20 protein-coding genes and 2 pseudogenes are annotated in these 24,155 nt (G+C 68.1%); 11 read left to right on the top strand and 11 right to left on the bottom strand.

Annotation, left to right across the window (positions count from 1 at the left end; translation table 11 throughout):
* The first annotated feature begins 189 nt into the window (after positions 1 to 189).
* Positions 190 to 1,104, top strand: coding sequence for a metallophosphoesterase (locus tag KEG57_RS44765; protein WP_272424873.1), 915 nt, complete (start codon positions 190 to 192; stop codon positions 1,102 to 1,104).
* Between the two features lie 38 nt (positions 1,105 to 1,142).
* On the opposite strand, the gene KEG57_RS44760 is transcribed toward KEG57_RS44765, so the two are convergent.
* Positions 1,143 to 2,639, bottom strand: coding sequence for a monooxygenase (locus tag KEG57_RS44760; RefSeq protein ID WP_272424874.1), 1,497 nt, complete (start codon positions 2,637 to 2,639; stop codon positions 1,143 to 1,145).
* A gap of 137 nt (positions 2,640 to 2,776) precedes the next feature.
* On the opposite strand from KEG57_RS44760, the gene KEG57_RS44755 reads away from it, so the two are divergent.
* The 3 genes from KEG57_RS44755 to KEG57_RS44745 all read left to right on the top strand — a co-directional run bounded on the left by KEG57_RS44755 (position 2,777) and on the right by KEG57_RS44745 (position 5,401).
* Entirely contained in the window at positions 2,777 to 3,451 is a 675-nt protein-coding gene (locus KEG57_RS44755; protein ID WP_272424875.1) for a TetR/AcrR family transcriptional regulator C-terminal domain-containing protein, read from the top strand.
* Between the two features lie 64 nt (positions 3,452 to 3,515).
* Positions 3,516 to 4,313 carry a helix-turn-helix transcriptional regulator gene (locus tag KEG57_RS44750; protein ID WP_272459654.1) on the top strand — a complete coding sequence of 266 codons (798 nt, stop codon included), beginning with the start codon at positions 3,516 to 3,518 and terminating at the stop codon, positions 4,311 to 4,313.
* Between the two features lie 50 nt (positions 4,314 to 4,363).
* Positions 4,364 to 5,401 (top strand): serine hydrolase domain-containing protein, encoded by a 1,038-nt coding sequence (locus tag KEG57_RS44745; RefSeq protein ID WP_272424877.1) that lies wholly within the window; start codon positions 4,364 to 4,366, stop codon positions 5,399 to 5,401.
* Positions 5,402 to 5,407: 6 nt separating this feature from the next.
* Here KEG57_RS44745 and KEG57_RS44740 read toward each other — a convergent pair whose 3' ends face one another.
* The 6 genes from KEG57_RS44740 to KEG57_RS44715 all read right to left on the bottom strand — a co-directional run bounded on the left by KEG57_RS44740 (position 5,408) and on the right by KEG57_RS44715 (position 10,018).
* Complete coding sequence (locus tag KEG57_RS44740) at positions 5,408 to 5,983, bottom strand: hypothetical protein (RefSeq protein WP_272424878.1); 576 nt, start codon at positions 5,981 to 5,983, stop codon at positions 5,408 to 5,410.
* Positions 5,980 to 6,144 (bottom strand): hypothetical protein, encoded by a 165-nt coding sequence (locus KEG57_RS44735; protein WP_272424879.1) that lies wholly within the window; start codon positions 6,142 to 6,144, stop codon positions 5,980 to 5,982. Before KEG57_RS44735 ends, KEG57_RS44740 begins: the two co-directional genes overlap by 4 nt.
* An 86-nt stretch (positions 6,145 to 6,230) precedes the next feature.
* Positions 6,231 to 7,184, bottom strand: a complete 954-nt coding sequence (locus KEG57_RS44730) for an STAS domain-containing protein (protein ID WP_272424880.1) — start codon at positions 7,182 to 7,184, stop codon at positions 6,231 to 6,233.
* A 179-nt stretch (positions 7,185 to 7,363) separates the two neighbouring features.
* Positions 7,364 to 7,927, bottom strand: coding sequence for a hypothetical protein (locus KEG57_RS44725; protein WP_272424881.1), 564 nt, complete (start codon positions 7,925 to 7,927; stop codon positions 7,364 to 7,366).
* 242 nt (positions 7,928 to 8,169) lie between these two features.
* Complete coding sequence (locus KEG57_RS44720) at positions 8,170 to 8,796, bottom strand: hypothetical protein (protein ID WP_272424882.1); 627 nt, start codon at positions 8,794 to 8,796, stop codon at positions 8,170 to 8,172.
* Positions 8,797 to 9,115: 319 nt separating this feature from the next.
* Complete coding sequence (locus KEG57_RS44715; RefSeq protein WP_272424883.1) at positions 9,116 to 10,018, bottom strand: sigma factor-like helix-turn-helix DNA-binding protein; 903 nt, start codon at positions 10,016 to 10,018, stop codon at positions 9,116 to 9,118.
* 31 nt (positions 10,019 to 10,049) lie between these two features.
* Between KEG57_RS44715 and KEG57_RS44710 the strand changes: the two genes are divergently transcribed.
* The gene (locus KEG57_RS44710) at positions 10,050 to 12,779 is read left to right on the top strand and encodes a serine/threonine-protein kinase (protein WP_272424884.1); all 2,730 of its coding nucleotides are present in this window, start codon (positions 10,050 to 10,052) and stop codon (positions 12,777 to 12,779) included.
* A gap of 34 nt (positions 12,780 to 12,813) precedes the next feature.
* Here the strand turns inward: KEG57_RS44710 and KEG57_RS44705 are convergent, their stop codons facing one another.
* A complete protein-coding gene (locus KEG57_RS44705; protein WP_272424885.1) occupies positions 12,814 to 13,956 on the bottom strand; it encodes a hypothetical protein in 1,143 nt (380 codons plus the stop codon).
* A 689-nt stretch (positions 13,957 to 14,645) separates the two neighbouring features.
* Positions 14,646 to 15,647: an alpha/beta hydrolase gene (locus KEG57_RS44700; protein WP_272424886.1), complete on the bottom strand. Its 1,002-nt coding sequence runs from the start codon at positions 15,645 to 15,647 to the stop codon at positions 14,646 to 14,648.
* Between the two features lie 235 nt (positions 15,648 to 15,882).
* Between KEG57_RS44700 and KEG57_RS44695 the strand changes: the two genes are divergently transcribed.
* The 3 genes and pseudogenes from KEG57_RS44695 (at position 15,883) to KEG57_RS44685 (ending at position 17,763) form a co-directional block, all read left to right on the top strand.
* Complete coding sequence (locus KEG57_RS44695) at positions 15,883 to 16,335, top strand: hypothetical protein (RefSeq protein WP_272424887.1); 453 nt, start codon at positions 15,883 to 15,885, stop codon at positions 16,333 to 16,335.
* 56 nt (positions 16,336 to 16,391) lie between these two features.
* Positions 16,392 to 16,853, top strand: a complete 462-nt coding sequence (locus tag KEG57_RS44690; protein WP_272424888.1) for a hypothetical protein — start codon at positions 16,392 to 16,394, stop codon at positions 16,851 to 16,853.
* A 120-nt stretch (positions 16,854 to 16,973) separates the two neighbouring features.
* Positions 16,974 to 17,763 (top strand): annotated as a pseudogene (locus KEG57_RS44685) (IS5 family transposase).
* Here KEG57_RS44685 and KEG57_RS44680 read toward each other — a convergent pair.
* Complete coding sequence (locus KEG57_RS44680) at positions 17,748 to 18,149, bottom strand: hypothetical protein (protein WP_272425359.1); 402 nt, start codon at positions 18,147 to 18,149, stop codon at positions 17,748 to 17,750. The pseudogene KEG57_RS44685 and the gene KEG57_RS44680 overlap by 16 nt on opposite strands.
* Before the next feature lie 174 nt (positions 18,150 to 18,323).
* On the opposite strand from KEG57_RS44680, the gene KEG57_RS44675 reads away from it, so the two are divergent.
* Both KEG57_RS44675 and KEG57_RS44670 read left to right on the top strand, forming a co-directional pair.
* Positions 18,324 to 18,461 carry a hypothetical protein gene (locus tag KEG57_RS44675; protein WP_272425360.1) on the top strand — a complete coding sequence of 46 codons (138 nt, stop codon included), beginning with the start codon at positions 18,324 to 18,326 and terminating at the stop codon, positions 18,459 to 18,461.
* Positions 18,462 to 18,463: 2 nt separating this feature from the next.
* Positions 18,464 to 21,661, top strand: coding sequence for a peptidoglycan-binding protein (locus tag KEG57_RS44670; protein WP_272425361.1), 3,198 nt, complete (start codon positions 18,464 to 18,466; stop codon positions 21,659 to 21,661).
* 351 nt (positions 21,662 to 22,012) lie between these two features.
* Here the strand turns inward: KEG57_RS44670 and KEG57_RS44665 are convergent, their stop codons facing one another.
* The gene (locus KEG57_RS44665; protein WP_272425434.1) at positions 22,013 to 22,804 is read right to left on the bottom strand and encodes a hypothetical protein; all 792 of its coding nucleotides are present in this window, start codon (positions 22,802 to 22,804) and stop codon (positions 22,013 to 22,015) included.
* Positions 22,805 to 23,374: 570 nt separating this feature from the next.
* On the opposite strand from KEG57_RS44665, the pseudogene KEG57_RS44650 reads away from it, so the two are divergent.
* Positions 23,375 to 24,155 (top strand): annotated as a pseudogene (locus tag KEG57_RS44650) (IS5 family transposase); the annotation flags it as partial.

Here is a 24,155-nt window from a genome sequence, read left to right as displayed (position 1 = left end):
AGGACCGCTCGGCTTGTCAGCCCGTTTGGGCGAGATGACGATGGCGCTCTTCAAGCTGCGGGCCGTGTGGTAGACCCGAGGACGATGCACGCGCAGATCCGCTCCCTTTCCCTGGTTATCCTCGCCTCCGCCCTCATCGGCTGCGACAAAAGCATCCCGGAGCCGAATCCCGCGGTCCCCCCGAGCACCATGGGACCGAAGGCTGGCCCCGGCGCGAGCGCCCCCACGGCGACCGCCACAACGCCGCAACCCGAGCCGGTCCAGCGCATTCCCGCACCGGCAAGGATCGTCGCCATTGGTGACCTCCACGGCGACCTCGCGGCGACACGCGTGGCGCTCCGGATGGCTGGGGCGATCGATGAGAAGGATCGCTGGATTGGCAAGGATCTCATGGTCGTGCAGACCGGGGACGAGATCGATCGTGGCGACGAGGATCGGGACATCGTCGATCTCTTCGAGCGCCTCGCCGACGAGGCCAAACTCACGGGCGGCGCCGTGATCGCGCTCAACGGCAATCACGAGGTGATGAACGTGCAGGTCGACCTCCGCTACGTGACCGACGACGCATTCAAGGATTTCGTGGGGATCTCGGGCGTCACGACCACGGATCCGCGCCTCGAGCGGGTGCCTGCGCCGGGCAAGGCGCGCGCCGCCGCGTTCCTTCCAGGAGGCCCGTATGCGAAGAAGCTCGCGAAGCGCAACCTCGTCGCCGTCGTCGGCGACACGGTCTTCGTTCATGGGGGCATCTCACCCAAGCACGTTCGTTACGGCATCGATCGCATGAACCGCGAGGCGAGCGCGTGGATGGACGGCTCCGCGAAGGATTTGCCCGCGATCATCACCGCGGAGGATGGCCCTGTTTGGCTGCGGCGATACTCGGCTACGACCGGTCCGGACGACTGTCGCGTGCTGAAGGAGACCCTGGCGATGATCCCAGCCAAGCGTATGGTCGTCGGACACACGGTGCAGCGCGGCGGCATCACCTCCGCGTGCGACGAGCAAGTCTTTCGTATCGACGTAGGGATGTCGAAGTTTTACGGCGGCAAACCCGAAGTGCTGGAGATCAAGGGCGCGGAGGTACGGCCGCTGCGCGCGGATGGCTAGGCGTCCATCCCAGCATCATTCCCGTCGACCGGCCAATCTCACGCGGGCCCGCACCAGTGCATGAGCGCAGCCCGGAGATCGTCGAGGCGTGTCGCGCGCCTTTCGCCGTCGCTCGCCCAGGCGACGTGCCCGTCCGGCCTCACCAGGAGCGCATCGATAGCAGATAGATCGGTCTGCGGGGCCGCGACCTTCGCCTGGATGACGTCGACGCGATCCCTCCACGCCTCGCTCGTGGTCTGGAGCTCTGCGTCGTCGGCGAAATCGAGCAGCACGTACCGACCCGCGTGCAAGAGCTCGTAGAGGCGCGTCGCGCCGCGCCCCGACTCGAGCGCGCGGTCGGGTGCCCTCTTGCCGACCCATGCGTGCGCCGCGGCGCCCGCGGCAGGAGGATAAGCGATGTCGAGCGCGCTGATCTGCCCGGCGAGGCGCCGGTTCACGGCTTCGATGCCGAGCAGGTCGTTCATGATCTCGCGGAGGGCCAGGCCGGGATCCGAGACGTCCATGAGCCTGGTCTGGGCCTCCGTGTTGCGCGAAAGCGCGCGGCCGACGGGGTGTCGCTCTTCGTGGTAGCTGTCGAGCAGGTGGGGCGGCGCCCAGCCTTTCACGGCGGCTGCGAGCTTCCAGCCGAGGTTCATCGCGTCCTGCAGACCGACGTTGAGCCCCTGGCCGCCGGCGGGGAAATGGATGTGCGCGGCGTCGCCCGCGAGAAAGACGCGCCCTCTGCGATATCGCTCCGAAAGCCGCGTCGCGTTGCCGAACCGCGACAGCCAGCGAGGGTCGCGCATTCCGAAGTCCGTGCCGAGGATCCGCTGCACGGAGCTCCGCAGCTCGTCCAGCGTGACCGGCTCGGACCTGTCCGCGTGCATCCTCTGCGGATCGAATACGACGAAGCGGTAACCTCCGTCGCCGAGAGGGACCACCATCACGCCGCCATGCGGGCCCACGCGGGAGCCCGGCCTGGCAGGGTGTTCCGCCACCTCGACGTCGCCAAGGAAAGCCGTCAGCGTCGTCTCGCTCCCCGGAAAGGCGATGCCGACCGAGCGGCGCACCACGCTCGCCGCCCCGTCGCAGCCCACGGCGTAACTCGCGCGTTCGTCGCGCAGGCCCTCGGGGCCCTCGACCCGCAGCGCGACGCTTCCTTCCCGCTCCGTGACCTCGACGACCGCGTGGCCGCGCAGGATCTCGGCGCCCAGCTCCCGCGCCCGCGCCTCCAGGAGCTCCTCGCTGCGGGCCTGGGGCAAAAACAGCGTGTAGGGGTGCCCCGTGTCGAGGCGCGAGAAGTCGAGCCGGGTGTCGAGCATCGCGAAATGCCCCGTGGGGATCGGGATTCCGCGTTCCAGGAAGCGGCCCACGATCCCGCGCTGGTCGAGAATCTCGAGGCTGCGCGGGTGCAGCGTGAGCGCGCGCGACTGCTCCATCCGCGCCGTCCGCTGCTCCAGCACGCGTACCCGGACCCTCGCGAGCGCGAGCTCGCACGCCAGCATCAGCCCGACCGGGCCTGCCCCCACGATCACCACGTCCGTGTCCGTCACCATGGAACCCTCCAGGTCTCTAACTCTAACAACGTTAGAGTAACTCGAACAGTGTTAGAGTCAAGGAGGCGGCGCGGGCTCGCCTTCCCGGCTCGGGCGGGGCAGAACGGCACGAAGGAAGGAAAGAACGAGGAGCTGCGATGCGACTACGACGCGAGCAGGTGGTTTCGACGGCGCTGCACCTCCTGGACGAGGTCGGTCTCGACGCGCTGACGATGCGCCGGCTCGGGCAGGAGCTGAACGTGCAGGCGGCCACGCTCTACTGGCATGTGAAGAACAAGCAGGAGCTGCTCGACGCCATGGCGGAAGCCATGCTGGCGGACTGCGTGGCCCGCGCCCCGGAGGGGCTCACGTGGATGGACCGGGCGGCCCACATGGCCGAGCGGCTCCGCCGGGCGCTGCTCGCGCACCGCGACGGAGCGCGGGTCTTCGCGGGAACCTACGTGACGCAGGAGAACACGCTCCGCTTCGCGGACACGTGGGTCGGCGCGCTGCGCGAGGCAGGGCTTTCGCCGCGCGCCGCCGCGTGGGGGACCTGGACGATGGTCTACTACACGATCGGCTTCACCCTCGAGGAGCAAGCCCTGGCGCCGCCTCCCGGTACGGAGGGCGGCAAGGTCGATCCGGAACACCTCCGGGCGGCGCTCGCCCGCGGCGCGTACCCGCACCTCGGAGAGGCTTCCACAGACTTGCTCGACGCCGACCTCGATGCGCGGTTCCGCTACGGGATCCAGCTCATTGTCGCGGGCCTCGAAGCCGCGCCGAGAGACGAGCCGTCAGAGCCGGCGTGCGAGGGCCCGCGTCATGGGGCTTGACTTTCCAGACCCATTTGGATTCGCTGCACGCTCGGTGTCGCATCCTCGATCGGTGGCCCAGCCGATGCTGCAGCACGGAGAGTTCTTCGGCACGCGCGAGGTGCGTCGCGACGTCGCGGGCTTCTCGCTCTCGATCGCGGCGGCGGATCCAGCGCGGCCGGTCGCGCGCCACACGCACGAGGACGCGCACTTCATCTTGCTCCTCGACGGTCATTATCTGTCGTCGGCGCGTGGTGCGGGGCACCTGCACGCGGAGCCCGCGCTGATCTACAACCCGCCGGGGACGACGCACGAGGACACGTTCCCGGAGCACTGCGGCCGATTTGCGGGCGTGTCGGTGTCGGCGGCGCGGTTCGCGGAGGCGGCGGAGGTGGCGGCGCCGAGCGAGGCGGCGATCCGCATGTGGGAGCCGGCCGCCCTCGCGATCGCGCACCGGATCGCGGCGTTCGCAGCGCAAGGGGGCGACGCGCTGGCGCTCGAGGCGCTTTGCCTGGAGCTTTTTGGCACGTTCAGCCGCGCGCACGCGGTGGAACGGCGGCCGCCGCGCTGGCTCGCCCGAGCGCGCGAGGTGCTGCACGATCGGTCGCGCGACGAGCTGACGATGGCGGAGGTCGCGGCGGCGGCGGGGGTGCACCCGGTCTACCTCGCGCGCATGTTTCGGCGGTTTTTTGGCTGCACGCCGGGCGAGTACGTGCGGCGCTGCCGGATCGAACGTGCGGCGCTTCTGGTGCGTACGACCGGGCGGCCGCTCGCGGAGATCGCGACGGCGTGCGGCTTCGTCGACCAGAGCCACCTGACGCGCACGTTCGCGCGGACGTTCGCGACGAGCCCGGGCGCGTACCGCCGGCAGTACCGTGGCTAGGGCGGGCCACGAGGTTGCGCGCGTACAAGACGTGGACGGCGCAACATGACATGGCCAGGGGCATGTGGATCGTGCTCATTGCCTTGTTTCTGTGGGGATGTGGCGCCAGCCCGGCGCGCTACGACGGCATCGCCGGGGCGCTCGCGCGCGGCGACGCGCCGAAGACGACAAGCGTGCTCGTCACGCGCGGCGGTCAGGTCGAATACGAGCAATACTTCGCCGGCGCGACGCCGGAGACGCTGCACGACACGCGCTCGGCGACGAAATCGTTGACCGCGCTCGCGGTCGGGATCGCAATCGAACGCCACGCGCTGCCGGGGCTCGACGCGCCGGCGTTCGCGTACCTTTCGGACCTCGGGCCGTTCGCGCACGACGAGCCGGGCAAGGCGGCGATTACGATCGAGGACTTGTTGACGATGTCGTCGGCGCTCGACTGCAACGACGACGACGAAGCATCGCCCGGCAACGAAGAGAAGATGTACCCGAAGCAGGAATGGGCGCGCTGGGCGGTCGACGTGCCGGTGCGCGCGGACTACCAGCGTGACGCAAGCGGGCGCGGGCCGTGGCACTACTGCACCGCGGGGGTGTTCCTGCTCGGCCAGATCGTCCAGCGCGCAGCGCACCAGCCGATCGACCGTTTCATGGCGGAGCACCTGTTCGCGCCGCTCGGGATCACGCGCTGGGAATTCTCGAAATCGCCGACCGGCGAGATCATGACGGGCGGGGGGCTGCGGCTGCGCACGCGTGACCTCGCGGCGCTCGCGCGGCTCGTGCTCGCGCACGGCCGGGCGGGCGGGGCGCAGGTCGTGCCGGCGGCCTTCGTCGACGCGGCGCTTTCGGTGCACCGCGAGGCGATGCCCGAACAGCACTATGGCTACCTGTTCTGGACGCGCGTGTACCAGACGCCGTGCGGCGCGCAGACGGGCTGGTTCATGGGCGGCAACGGCGGCAATGCGGTGGTGATGTTCCCGGCGCTCGACGCGGCGGTGGTCGTGACCCGCACGAACTACAACATGCGCGGCATGCACCAGCAGACGACGCACCTGATCGAGGACGCCATCCTCCCGATGCTGGCCTGCGGGCGCTGAGCGGCGTCAGACCCGTCCCTTCGCCCGCGCGGCCAGCGCCCGGTACCGCGCCGGAAACGCCATCATCCATCCGCCCAGCAGCAGCGCCACCACGCCGATCCACCGCATCGGCACGATCCCGTACGCCATCCATCCATCCCCCAGCGCGAACGCCAGCGCTCCCACCGCCAGCGCCGCGCCTCCCCACGCCCGCACCGTCCGGTCGGCCTGGGCCGCCTGCGGCGCTGCCTGGATCGCCGCCTGCAGCGACGCGTCGGCTCGGCCCCGCAGCGATTGGTAGGCGCGGCGCAGCGGGTAGAGGAAGAGGCCCAGGAGCACGAAGCAGGTGCACACGAGGACGCCGAGCCGCGCGTTGTCCTTGCCGCAGGACGTGCAGACGTCCAGCGTCCGCAGCTGCGCGCCGTCCGCGAGCGCGAGACCAGCCGCGCGCAGATCGGCCGCGCGCTCGGGCGTCATGGGCTCGATGATGCCGGTCAGCGGATGCGCGGCGACGGCGTCGCATTGGATGGGGCGATCGAAGCGCGCGACCACCGTCGAGCCGTCCTCCGCGCGCGCGGGCAAAAATGCCGCGCCGTCGCTCACGTGGCCCAGGAGATCCGCGCAACGCCACGCGGCGCCCTCGACCGACACCCAGCGCCGGCCATGCGGTAGTCGCGCCAGGCGCCCGCACCGAGCGTGCCGAAGACGGCGACGAGCGCCGCCCCCCCGACAAACGAGACGATCTTGCCGAAGCGGTCACGCATGGCGGCACGCTAACCGAAGTGGCCCTGCGCGCTCAACTTGGCTGACGAGCATGCGGCTCACGACGGATTGGCCGCTCCCGTGGACGTCATCTCCTCACGTCGCGGCGTATCAGCGAGCGACGCAAACCTTCCTGCAGGCTCGCAAATGTGCGTACATTCTCGAACCCGAGGTCATTGTCCACCAGCGTGCGCGCCGTTTCCGTGGAGATGCCTACGATCATGCACTGCGCGCCCAGCAATTCGGCGGCGCGCACCGCGTCGCGCAGATATCGTGCCGCGTCCGCATCGAGAACGGGCACGCCTGTGACGTCGAGGATGACCGTCTCCGCGCTCGTCTCCACGATCGACCGGAGCAGGACTTCGAGGATGCGCGCGCCTCTTGCCGCATCGATGCGTCCGATCAGTGGCAGCGCGAGGATGCCCTTCCAGATCCGCAGCACGGGCGTGGACAGCGCGGCGATCGCGTGCTGCTGCTCCTCGCTGAAGCGAAGCTGCTCCGAAAGCTCCGCGGTTCGCATTGCAACGGCGGCCTCGAGCTGCTCCTTCTTCTGCCGCAGCTCCTCCTCCGAGTCCTTGAGCTCGCCGACGTCGAAATGGACCTGCACCACCTCGCACACCTCACCGTTTGCATCCTTGACCGGGTGGAGCGCCGAGGCGACCCAGCGGACACGCCCGTGACAAACCGCTTCGTTCTGGAGCGGATCGTACCGGATGGTGGGCAACCGTGCGGTCTTACCCTCCAGAAACGTCTGCTCGATGAGGTGCATGAACCCCTGGGCGACGACCTGGGAGTCTTTCAGCAGCCTGTAATCGGCAAGCCGATCGAAAGGTATCTGCCAGAGTTGCTCCCAGCCAGTGTTCGCCTCCTTGGTGCGGCTCTCGGGATCGTAGACCTGAACGCTGAGGACGCCCCCGTCGAACAGGGCCTGATAGCGCCGTGCAGCGATTTCCAGCTCGGCAACGCGCTGCCGCAGCGATGCGTTCTCGTGCGCGAGGTCTTCGCTCACCTTCTCGGCGTCAAATGGTTGTCGGTGGTTCATGCTTGGGGCATTCACGACGGACGGGGCCGTGCCAGCATCACGAGGAAGTAGGTGACGATGCAAGCGCCGGCGAGTTTTATGTGCCTCGCCTGGTGCAGCGCAAGCGGAAAACCACGTGGACCATCGCTCGTTGGCACCCAGACTCTCTTGCCAACGATTGCATGGTTCGCGCGATCAGGTCAGGGCGCGTTGAGGGTGATTGTCTCTTGGTGGTCCGCGTCGGCCGAGCAGCACGGCGCCCCGCCGCATTCAGCGGGCTGTAGACACGCGCAATCGGGGATACCATTGACGCATGTGTTGTTGATCTCGTCGAGGGCCACGCAGGCATGGGTCGTGGTGGGCATGGCGCCTCCGCTCGTCGCCACGCAGACCTCGAGGTTTCGCTTGCACGTGATATCGCCGCAGGCGAAGGTGCCTGTTTGGCAGAGAGCGGCCGTCGGGCGCGGGCCAGAGGGCGAGCACATCGCGTCGGGATTCTCGAGCACCGTGCCATCGCATTGGCATGCGGGGCCTGGGGGAGGGCCGTCGCACTGGAGGATCTCGACGCACGATCCTTTCGCGTTCGACGAGCAATCGCCCGGGGGATAGACGCACGTCCCGCTCGTGCAAGGGTCCGAGGCGCTACAGCTATCATCATTGCTGCTAGAGCCATCGTCATTGCTGCTGGAGTTATCGCCAGCCTCGCTGCTGCAGCCGAGTTGCCCCAAGGCGCACAGCGCCGCCATGATGAGAAGCCGTTTCATGATTGCTCTTCCCTCGCGTTGCGCGCCTCTTATCCAGGAGACTGCGCGCGGGGGGGCCGCCTTAGCGCGTTTCGTGCCAAGCGTCGATGGGGCTGAAATCCGCGAATCATTCGCGACCGATGTCCGCCTCGCACGGCACACCGTGGCACAGTCGTGCACGAATGGCGAGCGGGCGTTGGGGGCGCCTCACGTCTGGGAGCCAGCGGAGAAAGGGGGGAGCCGGCACCCGTCGGCGGGCGCAATCACAGATAGTCGAAGCAGCCGAGGTCGCAGGACGTCGAGCCGGTCGCGGCGCAGACGTTGAATTGCTTCAGATTCGCGTCGGTGGCAGCCTCGCACGCGTCGTAGCAGATCTGGAGCCCTCCCGGGTTGAAGCACATGAAGAAGTTGTACACGTCGCAATGGTCGAGGCATTCGAGCTTCGGGTCCGGGCAATCCTGAGGGCAGGTCTGCGATGACTCGCCGGCGTCGCACACCCCATTGCCGCAGGGGTTCGGCGGGCAGTCGTTCGGGCAGGTCTGCGACGACTCGCCGGCATCGCACACCCCGTTGCCGCAGGGGTTTGGCGGCGCGCAATCCTCGGGGCAAATCTCGAACGATTCCCCAGCATCGCATACCCCGTTGCCGCAGGGGTTCGACGAGCAGTCGGCCGGGCAGGTGGAGGAGTTCTCGTCACCGGTGCACGTATCGTCCCCGCATACACTCCCGGCGACACAGGAGCCATCCGTGCACACCTCGCCGCAGCCGCAGTTCGCGTTCGATACGCAACCCTCCGAGCACGTCAAGGTCGTGGGATCCGAGCAGTAGGTCCCAGGCTGACACGTGACGGCAATCCCCTCGGGGCCGCACGAAACGAAGCCTTGTTCCATCGAATTGCAGGTCGGGCCCCCGCCTCCTGCCCCGCCCGCACCGCCTCCTCCCTCGCCAGCATTGCCTCCTCCGCCGTCCGCACCGCCTCCGCCACCGGAACAACCACTGACGCTGAGAAGCCCGACGAGAAGCGAAGGCACAAGAATACCGATCAACGACCGCATGGGTTTCACCTGGAATCGGCGGATGGACCACGAGCCCGCGCGGGCGCATACCTCGCCCACGGCCCGCACGCGGTCCCCGCTCGCCTTTCGCGCTACCTGACGCCAGCTGCTCGCGGTTCTTGCACGGAAGCTCGAAAATAAATTTCGCCCGGCCTCAGCCGGCCGATCTCCCGAGCAAACTCTCCAGGCTCACGTCCAGCGACTGGGCCAGGCCAAGCAGGCTCTCGACCTGCGAGGCGGAGAGCTTCAGGCGGGCGCTGAGCCCGCCGCGCGTACGCTCGAGCACCTCCTCACGCGCCCGCGCGATCCAGCGGGATACCGTCGAGGCGTTCACGCGGTGCATGATCGCCAGCCTGTCGAGCTTGATCCCCTCCGCGTAGTACATGCGCAAGAGGTTGCGGTCGCGGCTCGAGAGCGCCGACATGGCCTCGCGCAGGGCCTCGCGCAGCTCCTCCGTGTGGCGCTCGCGCGAGAGCCTCGACTCGGGATCCAGCCTCGGATCCATGGCCGCGAGGAGCGCACGCTCGTCCGCGCGCACCTCGCGCCGACCGCGCCTGCGCAAGCTGATCCCCGTCCGCAGGGCGGCCACGCGGATCCAGGCCGGGAGCGGCCCGAGCCCGGCGTACGTCGCGAGCTTCGGCGACCCCCCGTCGCCCACGAGCAGCCTCTGGCCGAGCACCGATCGCACCTCCTCGACGAGCTCGGATGCGGCTGCCATCCCCCGCAGCGCGGCATGGACCTCGACGTCGATGCGCCGGCCGAGCTCCCGCAGCGCAGTGGCGTCGCCCGCAAGGCACGCGAAGGCCAGCAGCAGATCGGCGGCGAGCACGCTGGAGAGCGCCTCTTCGAGGTCGTCCTCGCCCGCGATGCGCTCCGCGAGATGGCCGACGAACGCCGCCTCGTCCACCGTGACGGCGGGAAAGGCGCGCCGCGCCTCCTCGAGCAGCGATTGCAAGCGGAGCTCCAGCGCGTCGACGTCGCCGAGCCTTGCCGTAAGCGAGGGCGCGAGGCGCCCGCAGAAGGCGCGGGACAGGGGGGGCAGCGGATACGGATGCACGCGGCCATGATACACAAGCCCCGCAACGACGATGGAGCACCCTTCCGAGAACACCATCCTCGCGTTCGTCGAGGGGCGACTCGCCGCGGCCGAGGCTTGCAAGCTCGATGACCACATCGACGCATGCGAGTCCTGCCGCTTGCTGGTGATCGCGGCGGCCCGGGCGTCGCTCGGCACGGCAAGCGATGCGGATCGCGCCTCCCCTCCGCCCGCCCTCGATGACGCGGCCCCGCTTTCGCGCGGCGCACGGCTCGGCCGCTACACCATCTCCGACGTGCTCGGCAGGGGCGGCATGGGGATCGTGTACGCTGCGCACGATCCCACGCTCGATCGCAAGGTGGCGCTCAAGGTCCTGCGCGGCGAGGTGACCGCGCGCGTCGGGGCCGACATCGCGTCGGCGCGGCTCCTCCGCGAGGCGCGCATCGCCGCGCGGCTTTCGCACCCGAACGTGGTGACGATCTACGACGTCGACAGCCACGGCGGCCAGATCTTCATCGCCATGGAGTACGTCGACGGGCAGCCGCTCTCCGTCTGGCTGGAGGAGGGGCCTCACCCCGCCCGCGAGATCCTGGAGCGCTTCACGCAAGCAGGACGGGGGCTCGTGGCAGCCCACGGCGCGGGCCTCGTGCACCGAGATTTCAAGCCCGCGAACGTGCTCATCGGCAAGGACGGGCGCGTGCGCGTCAGCGATTTCGGCCTCGCCGGCTGGACGAGCGAGGAGGCCTCGGGCAAGGCCACGGCCGAGGGGGCGGCGGGCCCAGCGCTCACGCGAACGGGCGCGCTCCTCGGAACGCCGATCTACATGGCCCCGGAGCAGCACCGCGGCGAGCGGGCGGGCCCGCACGCGGACCAGTTCAGCTTCGCGGTCGCGCTGTACGAGGCGCTGTACCGGCGCTCGGCCTTCGAGGGCAAGACGCTCGAGGAGCTCTCGGCAAGCAAGGCCCGAGGACCCGCCGAGCCGCCCAGCGGCGGGGAGGAGCCTGCGCGCGTCCGGCGCGCCCTGCTGCGCGCCTTGCGCCCGCAGCAGGAAGAGCGCTTTCCCTCCATGGAAGCGCTGCTCCAGAAGCTCGAGGCCGACCCCGCACGGACCCGCCGCCGCGCCGCCGTCGGCCTCCTCGCGGGCGTCCTCGTCGCCGCCGGCCTCTTCGTCCCTGCCTGGATGGCGCGGCAGCAGCAGCGCCTCTGCCGCGGGGCGGAGGCGAAGCTCACGGGCGTGTGGGATGAGGGGCGGCGAGCTGCTGTTCGCGACGCGTTCACTGCCTCCAAGCAGCCGTTCGCCTCGGTGGCGCTCACGCAGGTGGAGCGCGCGCTCGACGCCCAGGCGGCGGCCTGGGTCGCCGGCCATGTCGATGCCTGCGAGGCGACGCGGGTGCGCGGCGAGCAGGCGGAGTCGGTGCTGGCGCTGCGCATGGCCTGCCTCGATCTGCGGGCCAAGGAGCTCAAGGCGCTGGTCGACATCTTCTCCGAGGCGGACGGCGCCACGGTGAGCCGCGCTGTGCAGGCCGTGAACGCGATGACCCCGGTGCGCGCCTGCGCCGACGTGGCGGCGCTCTCCGGGCCGCTGCCGCCGCCGGACGATCCCGCGCTACGCGCGCGCATCGACACCGCGCGCGGAGAGCTCGCGCGTGGCAAGGCGCTGTACGACGCCGCGAAATTCCCGCCCACGCGCGCGCTCGCCGACCAGGTGGTCACGGAGGCCAAGGCGATCGCCCACCAGCCGCTGCTCGCCGACGCGCTCGACCTCCTGGGAAAGGTGCAGCAGTCCCAGGGCGCGCACGCGGAGGCCGAGGCGACCTTCCTCGCTTCGATCCGGGCGGCGCAGGCGGGCCGCCACGATTGGCAAGCCGCGAATGGGCTGACCTCGCTGGTGTTTTTGGCGGGCCACCCGCTCGGCCGCCCCGCGGACGCGCACCGGTGGGCGGAGCTTGCCGCGGGAGCGATCGCCCGGCTTGGCGGAGACGCGGAGTTCGAGGCGGCGCTGGCCGGCAACGAGGCGACCGTCTATCTCGAGGAGGGCAAGCTCGACCGGGCGCTCGAGGCCGCCTCGCGCGCCGTTTCGCTCGAGCAGCGGCTGCACGGCGACGAGAACCTCCACACCGCCAAGGTGAAGACCAACCTGGGCGCCGCGCTGGTGGCGCTCGGCCGTTATGCCGAGGCGCGCGGCCACTACCAGGGCGCGCTCGCGACGTTCGAGGGGATGCTCGGCCCGGATCACCCGGCCTGCGCGACGGTCCTGAACAATAGCGTGGAGGTCCATGTCCGGCTGAACGATCTGCCGGCGGCGCGCGCTGCAGCCGAGCGGGCTTTATCCATTCGCGAGCGCGCGCTCGGTCCCGAGCACGCCGCGCTCGGCACCACGCTGCTCAACCTGGCCGAGGTGATGATGAAGGAGCGCGCCTTCGCCGACGCCCGTCCTCGCCTCACGCGGGTGGTCGCCATCTACGAGAAGGCCGTTGGGCCCACGCACGTCTATCTCGCCGAGCCGCTGGAAAAGCTGGGCGAGCTGCATCTGGAAACCGGCGCGCCGGCGGAGGCGATCCCGCTGCTCGAACGGGCGCTTTCGCTACGGGCGTCGGGGGCCGAGGGACCGTACAAGGATGCGTCGACGCGATTCTTGCTGGCGCGCGCCCTCGTTGCGGCGGGCAGCGACCGTGCCCGCGCGAAAAAGCTCGCGGAGGAGGCCCAGGCGGCCTATGCCGCCGGGGGCGAGGCCTGGGCGGTGCCGAAGGCGGAGATCGTGGCGTGGCTCTCGCAGCGGTGAGGGAGAATCGCGTCGTGCCAGGGTGGCGACGCGTTTACTGGCTGTAATACTCGAAGGCGTTGCTGAAGTCGTCTGGGTTCGGCGCGACGTTCTTGATGTCTCCCGTGGTGATGTCGATTGTGACATAACCGACGTTGGCGAAAACGTAGTATTCGTTCTTCGCCGGGTCGATGCCTCCGCGAGCGTTGTGCCCCGTGATGGTCGGGAGGCTCTTGATCGGGGTAAATACACCCGTCTGGAGATCCAGCGTTCCGAACGCGAATTCCCACGTGGTGGGATCTTTGAGGAGGCCATACACCGTGCCCGTGATCGGATGGAGCTCGTGGGCCGCCACGTCTTGCACATCAGGCGCGACGTGGGTGATGAGGCCTGTGCTCACATCGATCGTCAGCCAACCGAGGTTCGTCCTCAGGTAGAAACTCTTGCCGGTCGGATCGATCCCGGGAGCGTCCGATAGGCCCAGCACGCCGGGGAGCGTGCTGATGGTGGAAAAGACCCCGGTCTCCGGATTGATGGTGCCGAAGTGCTCCTCGGAGGCCGCGGCGTCCCACCTCACGGCATAGAGGACCCCGGTGATGGGGTGGGCACGCACCGTGTAGCTCTCCCACGCGGGGGAGACATCCACGACGTTGCCGGTTTTCACGTCAATCGCGAGCTGGCCGACGTTCGTCTGGAGGTAGAATCGACCCTTCACGGAATTGAGCACCATCGGGTCGCCGACAGACATGACACCGGGGAGGATGCTCATCGTATGAAGTTTCCCCGTGGAGGGCGTCACGTAGCCGAAACGCTCCTCCATCTGGGCATCGTCGTAATCCACGCTGTAGAGCGTCGTCGTCAGCGTCCCGCCGCCCGAGCCTCCGCCGCCGCCCGCGCCGCCTGAGCCTCCGCCGCCGCCGGCGCCACCCGAGCCTCCGCCGCCGCCGGCGCCACCCGAGCCTCCGGTGCCGCCTCCGCCCGAGCCTCCGCCTCCGCCGGCGCCGCCACCCGAGCCGCCGGTGCCGCCTCCGCCGGCGCCGCCACCCGAGCCGCCGGTGCCGCCGCCGCCGGCGCCGCCACCCGAGCCGCCGGTGCCGCCTCCGCCCTGTCCGCCGACGCCGCCCTGTCCGCCGGTCGCGTCGCCCCCGGTGCCGGCCATGCCGCCGCTGCCCCCGGCGCCGGCTCCGCCCATTCCCATGCCCCCTGTGCCGCCTTGCCCTCCGCTGCCGCTCGATGCCGTCCCTCCACCGACGGACGTGCTGGCCGCCCCACCTCCTTCACCGCCGTTGTTGCCGCTGCTGTTGCAACCCAGAAGCACAAGGAGCACACCAAGTGTAAGAGAACCCCGCATTGGACCTCCCGTCGGGGATTGAACGTAGATAGGGGCCCCTGCGCCTGTCAACCGAGAATGTCAGAACACGAACAGGAGTCCGCGGAGCACCGTTAGGAGGGGACCTCCTTGGCTCGTAATTCAGGGGGATTGAAGCTCTTATCGCGGAGCTATCAAAAAGCGATCGTCCGCCCAACTGGGGCCGGCCTGGGGCTGAGCATTGGTCTCATCTGGGAGGCGCTGCGCTGGGGCTTTGCCCCAGGCCCCACCGGGGCTATCCGCCCCTGGACCCGGGGCCTGCGCAAGCGCTGGACCCGGGGTCGATGAACTGCGCATCGCGCAGTTCATCGAACAGCCAGGTCAAGACCAACGACGCCCCTGCCCGTCGCCAGCGGGCAACGCCCCTTCCTGGTCTTGCCACCGGCCTGTTGGAAGAACTGCGCATCGCGCAGTTCTTCCACAAAAGGTCCAGGGCTTGCCCTGGTTCGGGTCGAGGGGCGAACAGCCCCCGCGGGGCCCGGGGCAGCGCCCCGGCACGGCGGCCCCAAGAAGAGACATCAGCGACGGTCTTCGCCGGCGGGCGTTTGCTTCGCGCGCCAGCGGGAAAGCAGCCTGGCGAGCCAGGCCTCGCGCGCGGCGAGACAGGCCTTGGCGATCTCCGACTCGGGTGCGATGTCGTAAAACCCGTGGAAGGCGCCGCCCCATACGTGCAGCTCGCAATCGCCGCCGGCGGCCCAGATGGCGCTGGCGTAAGCCACGTCCTCGTCACGGAACACCTCGGCGGCGCCCACGTCGATGAACGTCGGCGGCAGGCCACCCAAGTCGATGGCGCGCGCCGGTGCGGAGTAGGGGGATACGGTTTCGGTGCCCCGCCTGTCGCCGAGCACGGCCGTCCAGGCCGTCAGGTTGCTCGTGCGATCCCAGATGCCGGTGCCCTGGTACTGGTGGGACGAGACCGTCTCGTTGCGGTCGTCGATCATCGGACACTGGAGCAATTGTCCGGCCAGTTTCGGTCCCTTCCGGTCGCGCGAAAGGAGCGTCGTGCCCGCCGCGAGCCCGCCGCCGCCGCTGCCGCCGAAGATGACCAGGCATTCGGGGTCGAACCCGAGCTCCTCGGCATGTTTCGCCATCCATGCGAGGCCGGCGTAACAATCCTCGACGGGGATCGGGGCCGGGTGCTCGGGGGCCAGTCGGTATTCGACCGTGACGCCCACCGCGTCGTGCTTCATGGCCCAGTCCACGAGCGGGTTGACCGCCGCGAACCGATTGCACATGACCATGCCGCCCCCGTGGATGTTGTAGATCCCGGGGCCGGGCTTTTGGTGGTCCTTGCGGGAGATCACCGAGACGACGATCTCGGCACCTTCGTAACCGGCGATCGTGTGGTCGACGCACTGGACGGGCCGGTCGCCGATGATCTCCTCGATGGTCGGCATCTTCAATGCCCGGAAATGAGCCAGGCGGTCGGGCGTCATACCGACCGGCACATATCCCTCCAGGGCCGGGAGGATCGGCGCGATCTGGGGGTCGAACGGGGGATTCGCGAGAGGGCGCTTCATGAAGTCTCCTTATCCGTCCAGTTGTAGCGGATGGAACGCCCACGGCCAGAATCGATCCCGCTTCGAGATGCGAACGGTGGCCTCGAGCACCGCGGCGACGAGCTCCCGCGAGCGCTGCCGTCGGAGCATCTTCCCCGGGGAAATCGGGAAGCGAACGGGCATCCTCACCGGGAGGGGGAAACGCGAACACGGTGACGCGTCGACGGCGGAGGTTCGGCTCTACAATCGCGCCCCCATGAAGCGAACATTCGGCCTCGGATTGCTCTTCATCACCGCGATTGCCGTCTCCGGTTGCTCGAAAAAAGACGAGATGCCTCTCGTCGAGCTGCAGGGGGGCGATGGTTTCGAGGGGCTGTCGATCGGCCTGCCTCCTGGCGTGACTGCCCCCCCGGAAAAATTCGGCAAGGTCAGCATCAAGCTCGACGGCTACGTCATCGACGTGCACCCCACCGAGGGCACGCTGGCCGATGAGAAGGAAAATTTCGGGTCGAAGGGCTTCCACGTCGAGACGGCCGACGGATTCATCTCCAAGGACGACGGGAAGGATAGCAAGACGTTCCCGGTGCTGCGCGTGTACCAGAAGGGCGAAACGCGGCTGCTATGCTCGTCGCGTCTGCCGGAGGCGCCGCCGACGCTCGAGAAAGCGAAGGAAGCGCTCGCCATCTGCTCGACGCTCGTGAAGAAGTAGCGTTCCACACGGCGAACACTATCCTCCGCGCGCCGCCGTGACGTATCATCGCGGCCATGTTGCATGGCCGCAGCTTCATCCTCGTGCTCCTGCTCGCCGCGTGTGGCGGGTCCTCCTCTCCGCCACCTGCAACGTCCGACACGCGTACCATCGCTGATCTCGGGCCCATGTGCCATCGCTACTACGCGCGACAGGCCACGTGCACCGACGACTACCTGTCCGCGGTGCTCGACCTCCGCATCGAGCTCGACATGCCGAAGGGCATCGGCGAGCGCGTCAAGACCGAGGGGCGCGACGTGGTCCTGAAGGAATCGCGCGTCCAGTGGGAGAGCGACATGGAGCCCGCGAAGATCGACGCGATGTGCAACGCGATGGCGACCCGCACGCCGGCCGACCAGCTGGATCGGCTGCTCAAGCAGGGCGACGCCTGCGAGGCGGCGGCCGACTGCAAGGCGTTCGCGACCTGCGCCGTCGGAACCGAGCGGTCGTACATCGCGTCGGGCGCGACGCATCACTAGAACTCATCTCACAAACCGTCCAGTAGGTCTATCAGCGCCAACCTCCTACTTTGTAGGATCAATCGAACGAACCTCGCTCCAGCGGTCGGTACATTTTTGGTGCTGGCGACATATGCGGGTATGGACCTGACAGACCCTCAGTGGGCGCTCCTCGAGCCGCTTATCCCAGCTCCGCGCGTGCGCGCCGATCGCCGTGGCAGGCCGTGGAAGGATGCGCGCGAGGTGCTCAACGGCATTTTGTGGATCTTGCGCACCGGCGCCCGATGGGCCGACTTGCCCGAGAGATATCCGCCCTACCAGACGTGTCATCGGGGGTTCCAGCAGTGGTCGAAGGACGGCACGCTCGAACGGATCCTCTACGCCTTGGCCGGGGACTTACGTGACCGAGGGCAGATCGACTTGAGCGAGGCGTTCATCGACGGCACGTTCGTGAGCGCCAAAAAGGGGGGCGCTGCGTCGGGAAAACGAAGCGTGGCAAGGGGACCAAGATCATGGCCATTGCAGACGGCTCTGGTCTTCCTCTCGCCGTCTGCATCGAAAGTGCTTCGCCGCATGAAGTCACGCTCGTTGAGCGAACCCTCGATAACTGCTTCCTCGCCCAGCTCCCCAAGCGCCTCATCGGCGACAAGGCCTACGACAGCGACGCGCTCGACGCGCGGCTCGCGCAGGAGCGGGGGATCGAGCTGATCGCGCGCCCAATCGCTCGAATCGCAAGCGCCTTACCCAAGACCTCCGCCCCCTCCGCCGATACAAGCGCCGCTGGAAGGTAGAGCGCCTCTTCGCCTGGCTCCAAAGCTTCCGCCGCATGGTGGTACGGTACGAGCGCTACGCCGAGAACTTCCTCGGCTTCGTCCACCTCGGATGCATCGTCCTGTACCTCAGGGCGCTCCTCGCCTATTTTATGAGATGAGTTCGAGTGGTATCAGAGGTTGCCGCGGTGACGGACTGGAAGTCCCAGCCCACGACGCTTCGGCCGTTGATGGTGCCGTAGAACTCCCGGAGGTAGTTGCCTCGCTCGTCTTTCATGTCCTTGCCGGACTTCAGCAGCCGGCTGGAGTAGATCTTCATCTTCGCAGGTGGAAGGGAGAGGTCGATGGCAGCGGCATGGTTCGGGCCGGTCTTGTCGGCAGCCAACCGGACGGAGTAGTCACTTTTGGGGAGGTTGGAGCGCTTGTTGTGGTACCCGGGCTTGTTGGCGTAGATCCCGCCCATCCTTACGGAGGGCTCCAGGGCCTTGAACGCAAGCCAGAAGTTCCACATTGGATTGGTGATCGCGGAGGGGTTCGGGTTAGCCATCGGAGTCCTCCTTCATTCGCTTCCTAGCTGGCATCGCAGCTCTCCTTCGCCTTCTCCGTGCTAATGGACGAGTGAGCTGGTGGCGGCGCGTCGAACAGCCCGCCACCGGTTCCCGCTCGGGTCGACGTCCGCCTCGACCTCGGATCCTCTGTCAATATGGTGTCTGGGTTTCACGTGGCAACGGATCGGTGCACGAACACGATCGCCACGCGGCAGGACCTTGCGGCGTCGGGCAGGCTCTACAACGAAATGAGCGAGGAGCATTTCGCGGCGGCGACACGAACGCCCGATGTGCATCACGTGGAGGTATGACCATGGCCCGTAAAACACCCGAGGACGCGGGCGGGACCGAGGCGCGCCCCGCCCTTTCCGCCGAGGCGCCGTTCACGCTCACGTTGCTCGACGTAGGGGAACAACCCTACGGCGATGCAGTGCTCTGCCGCTTCGGCGACATCTCTATCATGATCGACGGGGCCCACCCCGCTAATTACCGGCGGAAAGACGGACACCGCTCGATTCAGGAGCAAATCAAGCCGCTCCTGCCGCAGCGAGGTCGCGCATCCGTGGTGACCCTCCTCATCGTCTCTCATGCGCATCAGGATCACATCGGGTGCCTGCCGCGGCTCGTGCGCGACGGGCACCTCGTCGCCGAATGGGCGCTCGTGGCGCATCCGGAGCTCGGCTGGGGCAAAGCGGGCAGGGAACGCGCGGCGCCGGAGGTATCGCCCTCCGCGCTCCGGATCGCGGCGGCCCTGCGCGAGGAGCCGCAGGAGTTCGACGACGCCGGCGAGGAGAGCGCGTTCCTCGAAGCGGCGCAGCGCATGGACGAGGAGTACCGCGAGATGCTGAATACGCTGGCCCGCAAAGGAACGCGGGTCATTCCGTTTTTGGGGAGCGACGACCCCGCGGTCCGGCCGCTCGTGGAAGCGCTCTCGCGCCGCAGGGTTTCCCTGAAGCTCCTCGGCCCGACCCGAAAACACGTCGCCGCCTGCGCGGAGGGCATCTCCGGGGGACTGGAGACTTTGAGCGTCGAAATCGAGAAAGTGCTCGCGGCCGAGAGCACCGGGAGCCCCGACGAGGAGGCCGACGAGGCCAAAGAGGCGCGTGAGCTCGAGGTTTACCGCAGGTTCGCCTCTCGTTTCGCCTCCGAGGACGAGGAGGCCGGGGGGGTCGAGGAGGCGGGAATTCCCCGCGTATCGAAGTTCGTGAACCTCCAGAGCTCGGTGCTGGTCTTCGCATATCAAGGCAAGAAGTTCCTGTTCACCGGGGATATGCAGCTCGCGGATCCGCAAACCACGGACCCCACGGTGCTCGCTGGGATGAAGAAGATCCTCGGGGCCATCCGGAAGGACGCTCCCTACGACTTCGTGAAGCTGTCGCATCACGGGAGCGACAACGGAATCAGCGCAGAGCTCCTCGAGCTCATGGGGAATCCCCGATTGCTCGGCATATGCGCCGGCGAAAAGAGCAGCCGGCACCCGAACGCGAGGACGATCGATCTCATGAAGAGGACACGCGCCAAGCGCGACCTGCGCTGGGCGCGGACCGACAAGAACGGGCTCACGACGATCCGCTTCGACGAGGGCGAGCCGGCCGTGGACGTGTCCTGCGGTCACATCAACGACGCGAGCCCGCCGAGAGGCTCAAGGCGATCGGAAACGGCGGACATGGACGAGGCGGATATGGACGAGGCGGATATGGACGAGGCGGACATGGACGAGGCGGATATGGACGAGGCGGACATGGACGAGGCGGACATGGACGAGGCGGACATGGACGAGGCGGACATGGAGGAGACAGAATCGCGCGCACGTGGAAAGCCGGTCGCTTCCGGGCCGTGCGTCGGGTCTGCCCCGGAGCACGGGGACGAGACCAACGTCGGGTTTGCCGGGGAGCGGGGGGAGGAGACCAACGTCGCTCCCTTGGAGGGAGTCCTGGAGTTCGTACCTGGGTATCGGCGCGCCGGCGGGGTCGCCGCCGAGCTCCAGCATGAGCTCGAAACGGGCGCTGCGCCCTCCGACCCTGTCCTGCGCCCCGCCAAGCCCACGAGGGTGGAAGCCACGCTCGCGATCGAGGCCGCGTCCGAGCCGGAGACCCTGTTCGACCCAGCCTACCTGGCCCCCATCACGGCGACCGAGACCATCGTCGGCACCGTCGACGATCGGCGGCTCATCACCCCGACGACGGCGCTGCCCTGGCGCGCGATCTGCTCGTTGCGCATGACCAGCTCCGATGGAAAGCGGTTCATCGGCACGGGCTGGCTCATCAATCCGCGCACCGTCGTCACGGCGGGGCATTGCGTCTATTCCCACGCCTTCGGAGGCTTCATGAAATCCGTGGAGGTCACCCCGGCGCTCGATTCGGACGCGAGGCCGTTCGGCTCGGTGGTGGGGAAGAAGTTCCGCGCCGCGGAGGGGTGGATCAAGGACAAGTCGTCGGAGTACGATTACGGCGTCATCCTGCTCGACGAGCCCATCAGGCTCGAAAGTGGCTTCTTCGTGCCCATGCCGGCCTCGAACGCGGAGCTCGAGGGCGTCCTCGCGAACATCGCGGGGTACCCTTCGGATCGAGAGCTCGGCCGGCGCCTCTTCTTCCACGCGCGAAAGCTCCAGAACATCGGGACGCGGCGGGTCCAGTACGACATCGATACGTTCGGCGGTCAGAGCGGCAGCCCGGTGTGGGTCACGCTCCCGAATGGGAGGCGCATCGTGATGGCGATCCACACGAACGGCACCACGCCCAGCGTGAAGTTCAACTCGGGGACGCGGATCACCGCCGAGGTGCTCCGCAACCTGACGAAATGGGCGGCGGAGGCGGGGGCGGAGGCGCCGAATCCGCGGCCGAGGCGACGCGCGCCGCGCAGAGAAGAGGCGCCCGCGACGGAGAGCGCAGGGGAACGGCCGCGGGAGCGTACGGCGACGATGCTCAGGGGCCGGGTCATCGACCGTGAACGACGCCCCATCGCCGGCGCCACCGTCGCGATCAGCGCAGGCGACGCGCCTTATCCCGAGGTCGCCGCGATCTCGGCGGCGGACGGCTCCTTCACGCTGCCGATCACGAGGTCGGGGCGTTACGGGGTGGAGGCATTTTCGGCGGGAGGCAGAGGCGCCACCACGACCACCGTCGCGGGGGACGAGCCGAGCGACGCGACCATCGTGCTCGATTCGGAGAGAGAGGACATGACGAACGAAACCGTGGTGGCGCCGCCGAGACTTCCGCTGCGTGGGATGCCACTCCCGGGGACAGGCATGAAACGCTGCGTCAAGAGCGCGGCCGTGACGCAGCTCCAGAATGCGCTGGTGAAGCTCGGCCACATGACGAAGGCCCAGGTGAATGCGGACCGGGGCACGTTCGGCGAGCAAACCGAGGCGGCGCTGAAGAAGTTCCAGGCCAAACACGGCTTGCAGGCCACGGGCACCTACGGCCCGAAGACGCGCGCGGCCTTCGCGAAGCTCGGCGCGAAGGTGGCCCAAGCGCCGAAGCCCGGCCGCCCGACGCGCGGCGGCGTATAGCTCGCGCAGCTCCAGGCCATCATGCCCCACCTTTGTCGATGCGTAGCGCCCTGAACGCGCCGCCGCGCGACGTATCCGGGCCGGCTGTGCCGAGCGCAGCCGGCCCGGATACGTCCATTGCTGCCTGAACCGAGGAATTCACCGATGGACATGGTCTGCCCTCCCTGGCGCGGAAATCGGGGGGCTGGCGCTGGAGGGCTTGACGTCTGCGAGAATGCGGTAGGTGCGACGGCGGTCGGTCAGACTTCACGATCGCCTCGCGCACACGAAGGCGCGCCCCCCGTACCCGCGGGGGGGCGCGCCTTCGTGTGCGCGAAACGGCGCATTCTCGTCGATGCGCCAGCTACAGGCTCAGCGGATCTGCCTGGCGAAGGCCCAGACGAGGCCGACAATCACGGTAGCCCACCCCACGAACGGGACGGCTTTCGAGGCGACCTTGGCCACCGTCTTCGCGGCAGCCTTGGCGCCGACCCGCTTCGCGAGTTCCTTCCGGAACTTGCTCGAGCGCATCGCGTTCAGGACCTTCTTCAAGGGCTTCTTGGCTTTCGCGAAGCGCTTCGCCTTGAGGTGACCGATCAGCTCCTGCCAGCTCTTCTTGTCCGCCACCTGCACCGCAAAGATGATTGCGGTGATCATGCTCGGTTCAATGCCGAGCGCGGAGACGAGCTTCGCGGCCACGGTTGTCACCAGGCTCTTGGGCGGGGCCCCAGCCTCGGACGTTGCGCCCTCCTGGGCAGCCTCGGTGGCGGCGGCCTCGTTCGCGAGGAAAGCCTCGAAGGTGGGGAAAGAAAAGTCAGGGGCCACCTCATCTTCGTCCTCGCCGGCCTCCGCGGCAGCCAAGTGGCTCCCGGAGCGGGCGGCGGCCTCCTTAGCCAGTTGGTTGAGCTCCGCGCAATGCGCGAAGATCGCCTTGACCAACGTCTCGCTCGGCACCGCTTTGCCAGGCATGAGCGTCTCGAGGTCGGCGACCTGCGTTTCCAGCACGAGCTCGAGGCCCTCCACCTCGCTCCGCTCGAGCACCTCGGTCACGAACTCCTGCGCCGGTTCCGCCGTGGACTCGATTTTTTTCGAATGCTTTGTTGCCATGACCTGCCCTCCTGCGTGTATCGCGCGCAGTCGTGTCCCTTCCCGCGGACCCATCATGGTTCGCAGTCTTCGGAGCCGACAGACTCGCGTCATGCATTTCATTGGGTTTCCGGTTCCGTCCGTCAATCAGGGCGTGGCCACCCCGCAGGCAACGTCTCACCGTATTGCGGGCGACCTTCAGCTCTCGCGCGATTCGCTCGGCGCCCAAGCCGCGGGCCGCCAGATCGCGGATCTGCCGGATGATCTCCGGCTCCACCCGGCGAGGACACATCTCCCTCCGCCAGGAGAGTCCCCGGAATCGCGTCTTCCTGAAGTGCCCTCCCGTCTTTGCCCAGTCTCCTCCACCCGCTCTCGTACACGCTGGCTGATGGAATACCCCGGCTGCCGCGTCGTTCGCCGAGCTGCGCCTGCGCCATGCACATTTCCCGCCCTGCGTGGCGGTGCGTATTCTCCGGGCGCGCTACGGATGGCGATGTCCTCGCTTGCGCGTCTTTTGAATGACACTAGAACTCATCTCACAAACCGTCCAGTAGGTCTATCAGCGCCAACCTCCTACTTTGTAGGATCAATCGAACGAACCTCGCTCCAGCGGTCGGTACATTTTTGGTGCTGGCGACATATGCGGGTATGGACCTGACAGACCCTCAGTGGGCGCTCCTCGAGCCGCTTATCCCAGCTCCGCGCGTGCGCGCCGATCGCCGTGGCAGGCCGTGGAAGGATGCGCGCGAGGTGCTCAACGGCATTTTGTGGATCTTGCGCACCGGCGCCCGATGGGCCGACTTGCCCGAGAGATATCCGCCCTACCAGACGTGTCATCGGGGGTTCCAGCAGTGGTCGAAGGACGGCACGCTCGAACGGATCCTCTACGCCTTGGCCGGGGACTTACGTGACCGAGGGCAGATCGACTTGAGCGAGGCGTTCATCGACGGCACGTTCGTGAGCGCCAAAAAGGGGGGCGCTGCGTCGGGAAAACGAAGCGTGGCAAGGGGACCAAGATCATGGCCATTGCAGACGGCTCTGGTCTTCCTCTCGCCGTCTGCATCGAAAGTGCTTCGCCGCATGAAGTCACGCTCGTTGAGCGAACCCTCGATAACTGCTTCCTCGCCCAGCTCCCCAAGCGCCTCATCGGCGACAAGGCCTACGACAGCGACGCGCTCGACGCGCGGCTCGCGCAGGAGCGGGGGATCGAGCTGATCGCGCGCCCAATCGCTCGAATCGCAAGCGCCTTACCCAAGACCTCCGCCCCCTCCGCCGATACAAGCGCCGCTGGAAGGTAGAGCGCCTCTTCGCCTGGCTCCAAAGCTTCCGCCGCATGGTGGTACGGTACGAGCGCTACGCCGAGAACTTCCTCGGCTTCGTCCACCTCGGATGCATCGTCCTGTACCTCAGGGCGCTCCTCGCCTATTTT

It is taken from the genome of Polyangium jinanense, assembly GCF_028435365.1.
Note: the sequence above shows the minus strand (reverse complement) of the source record. Positions and strands in the feature narration are given on the sequence as shown.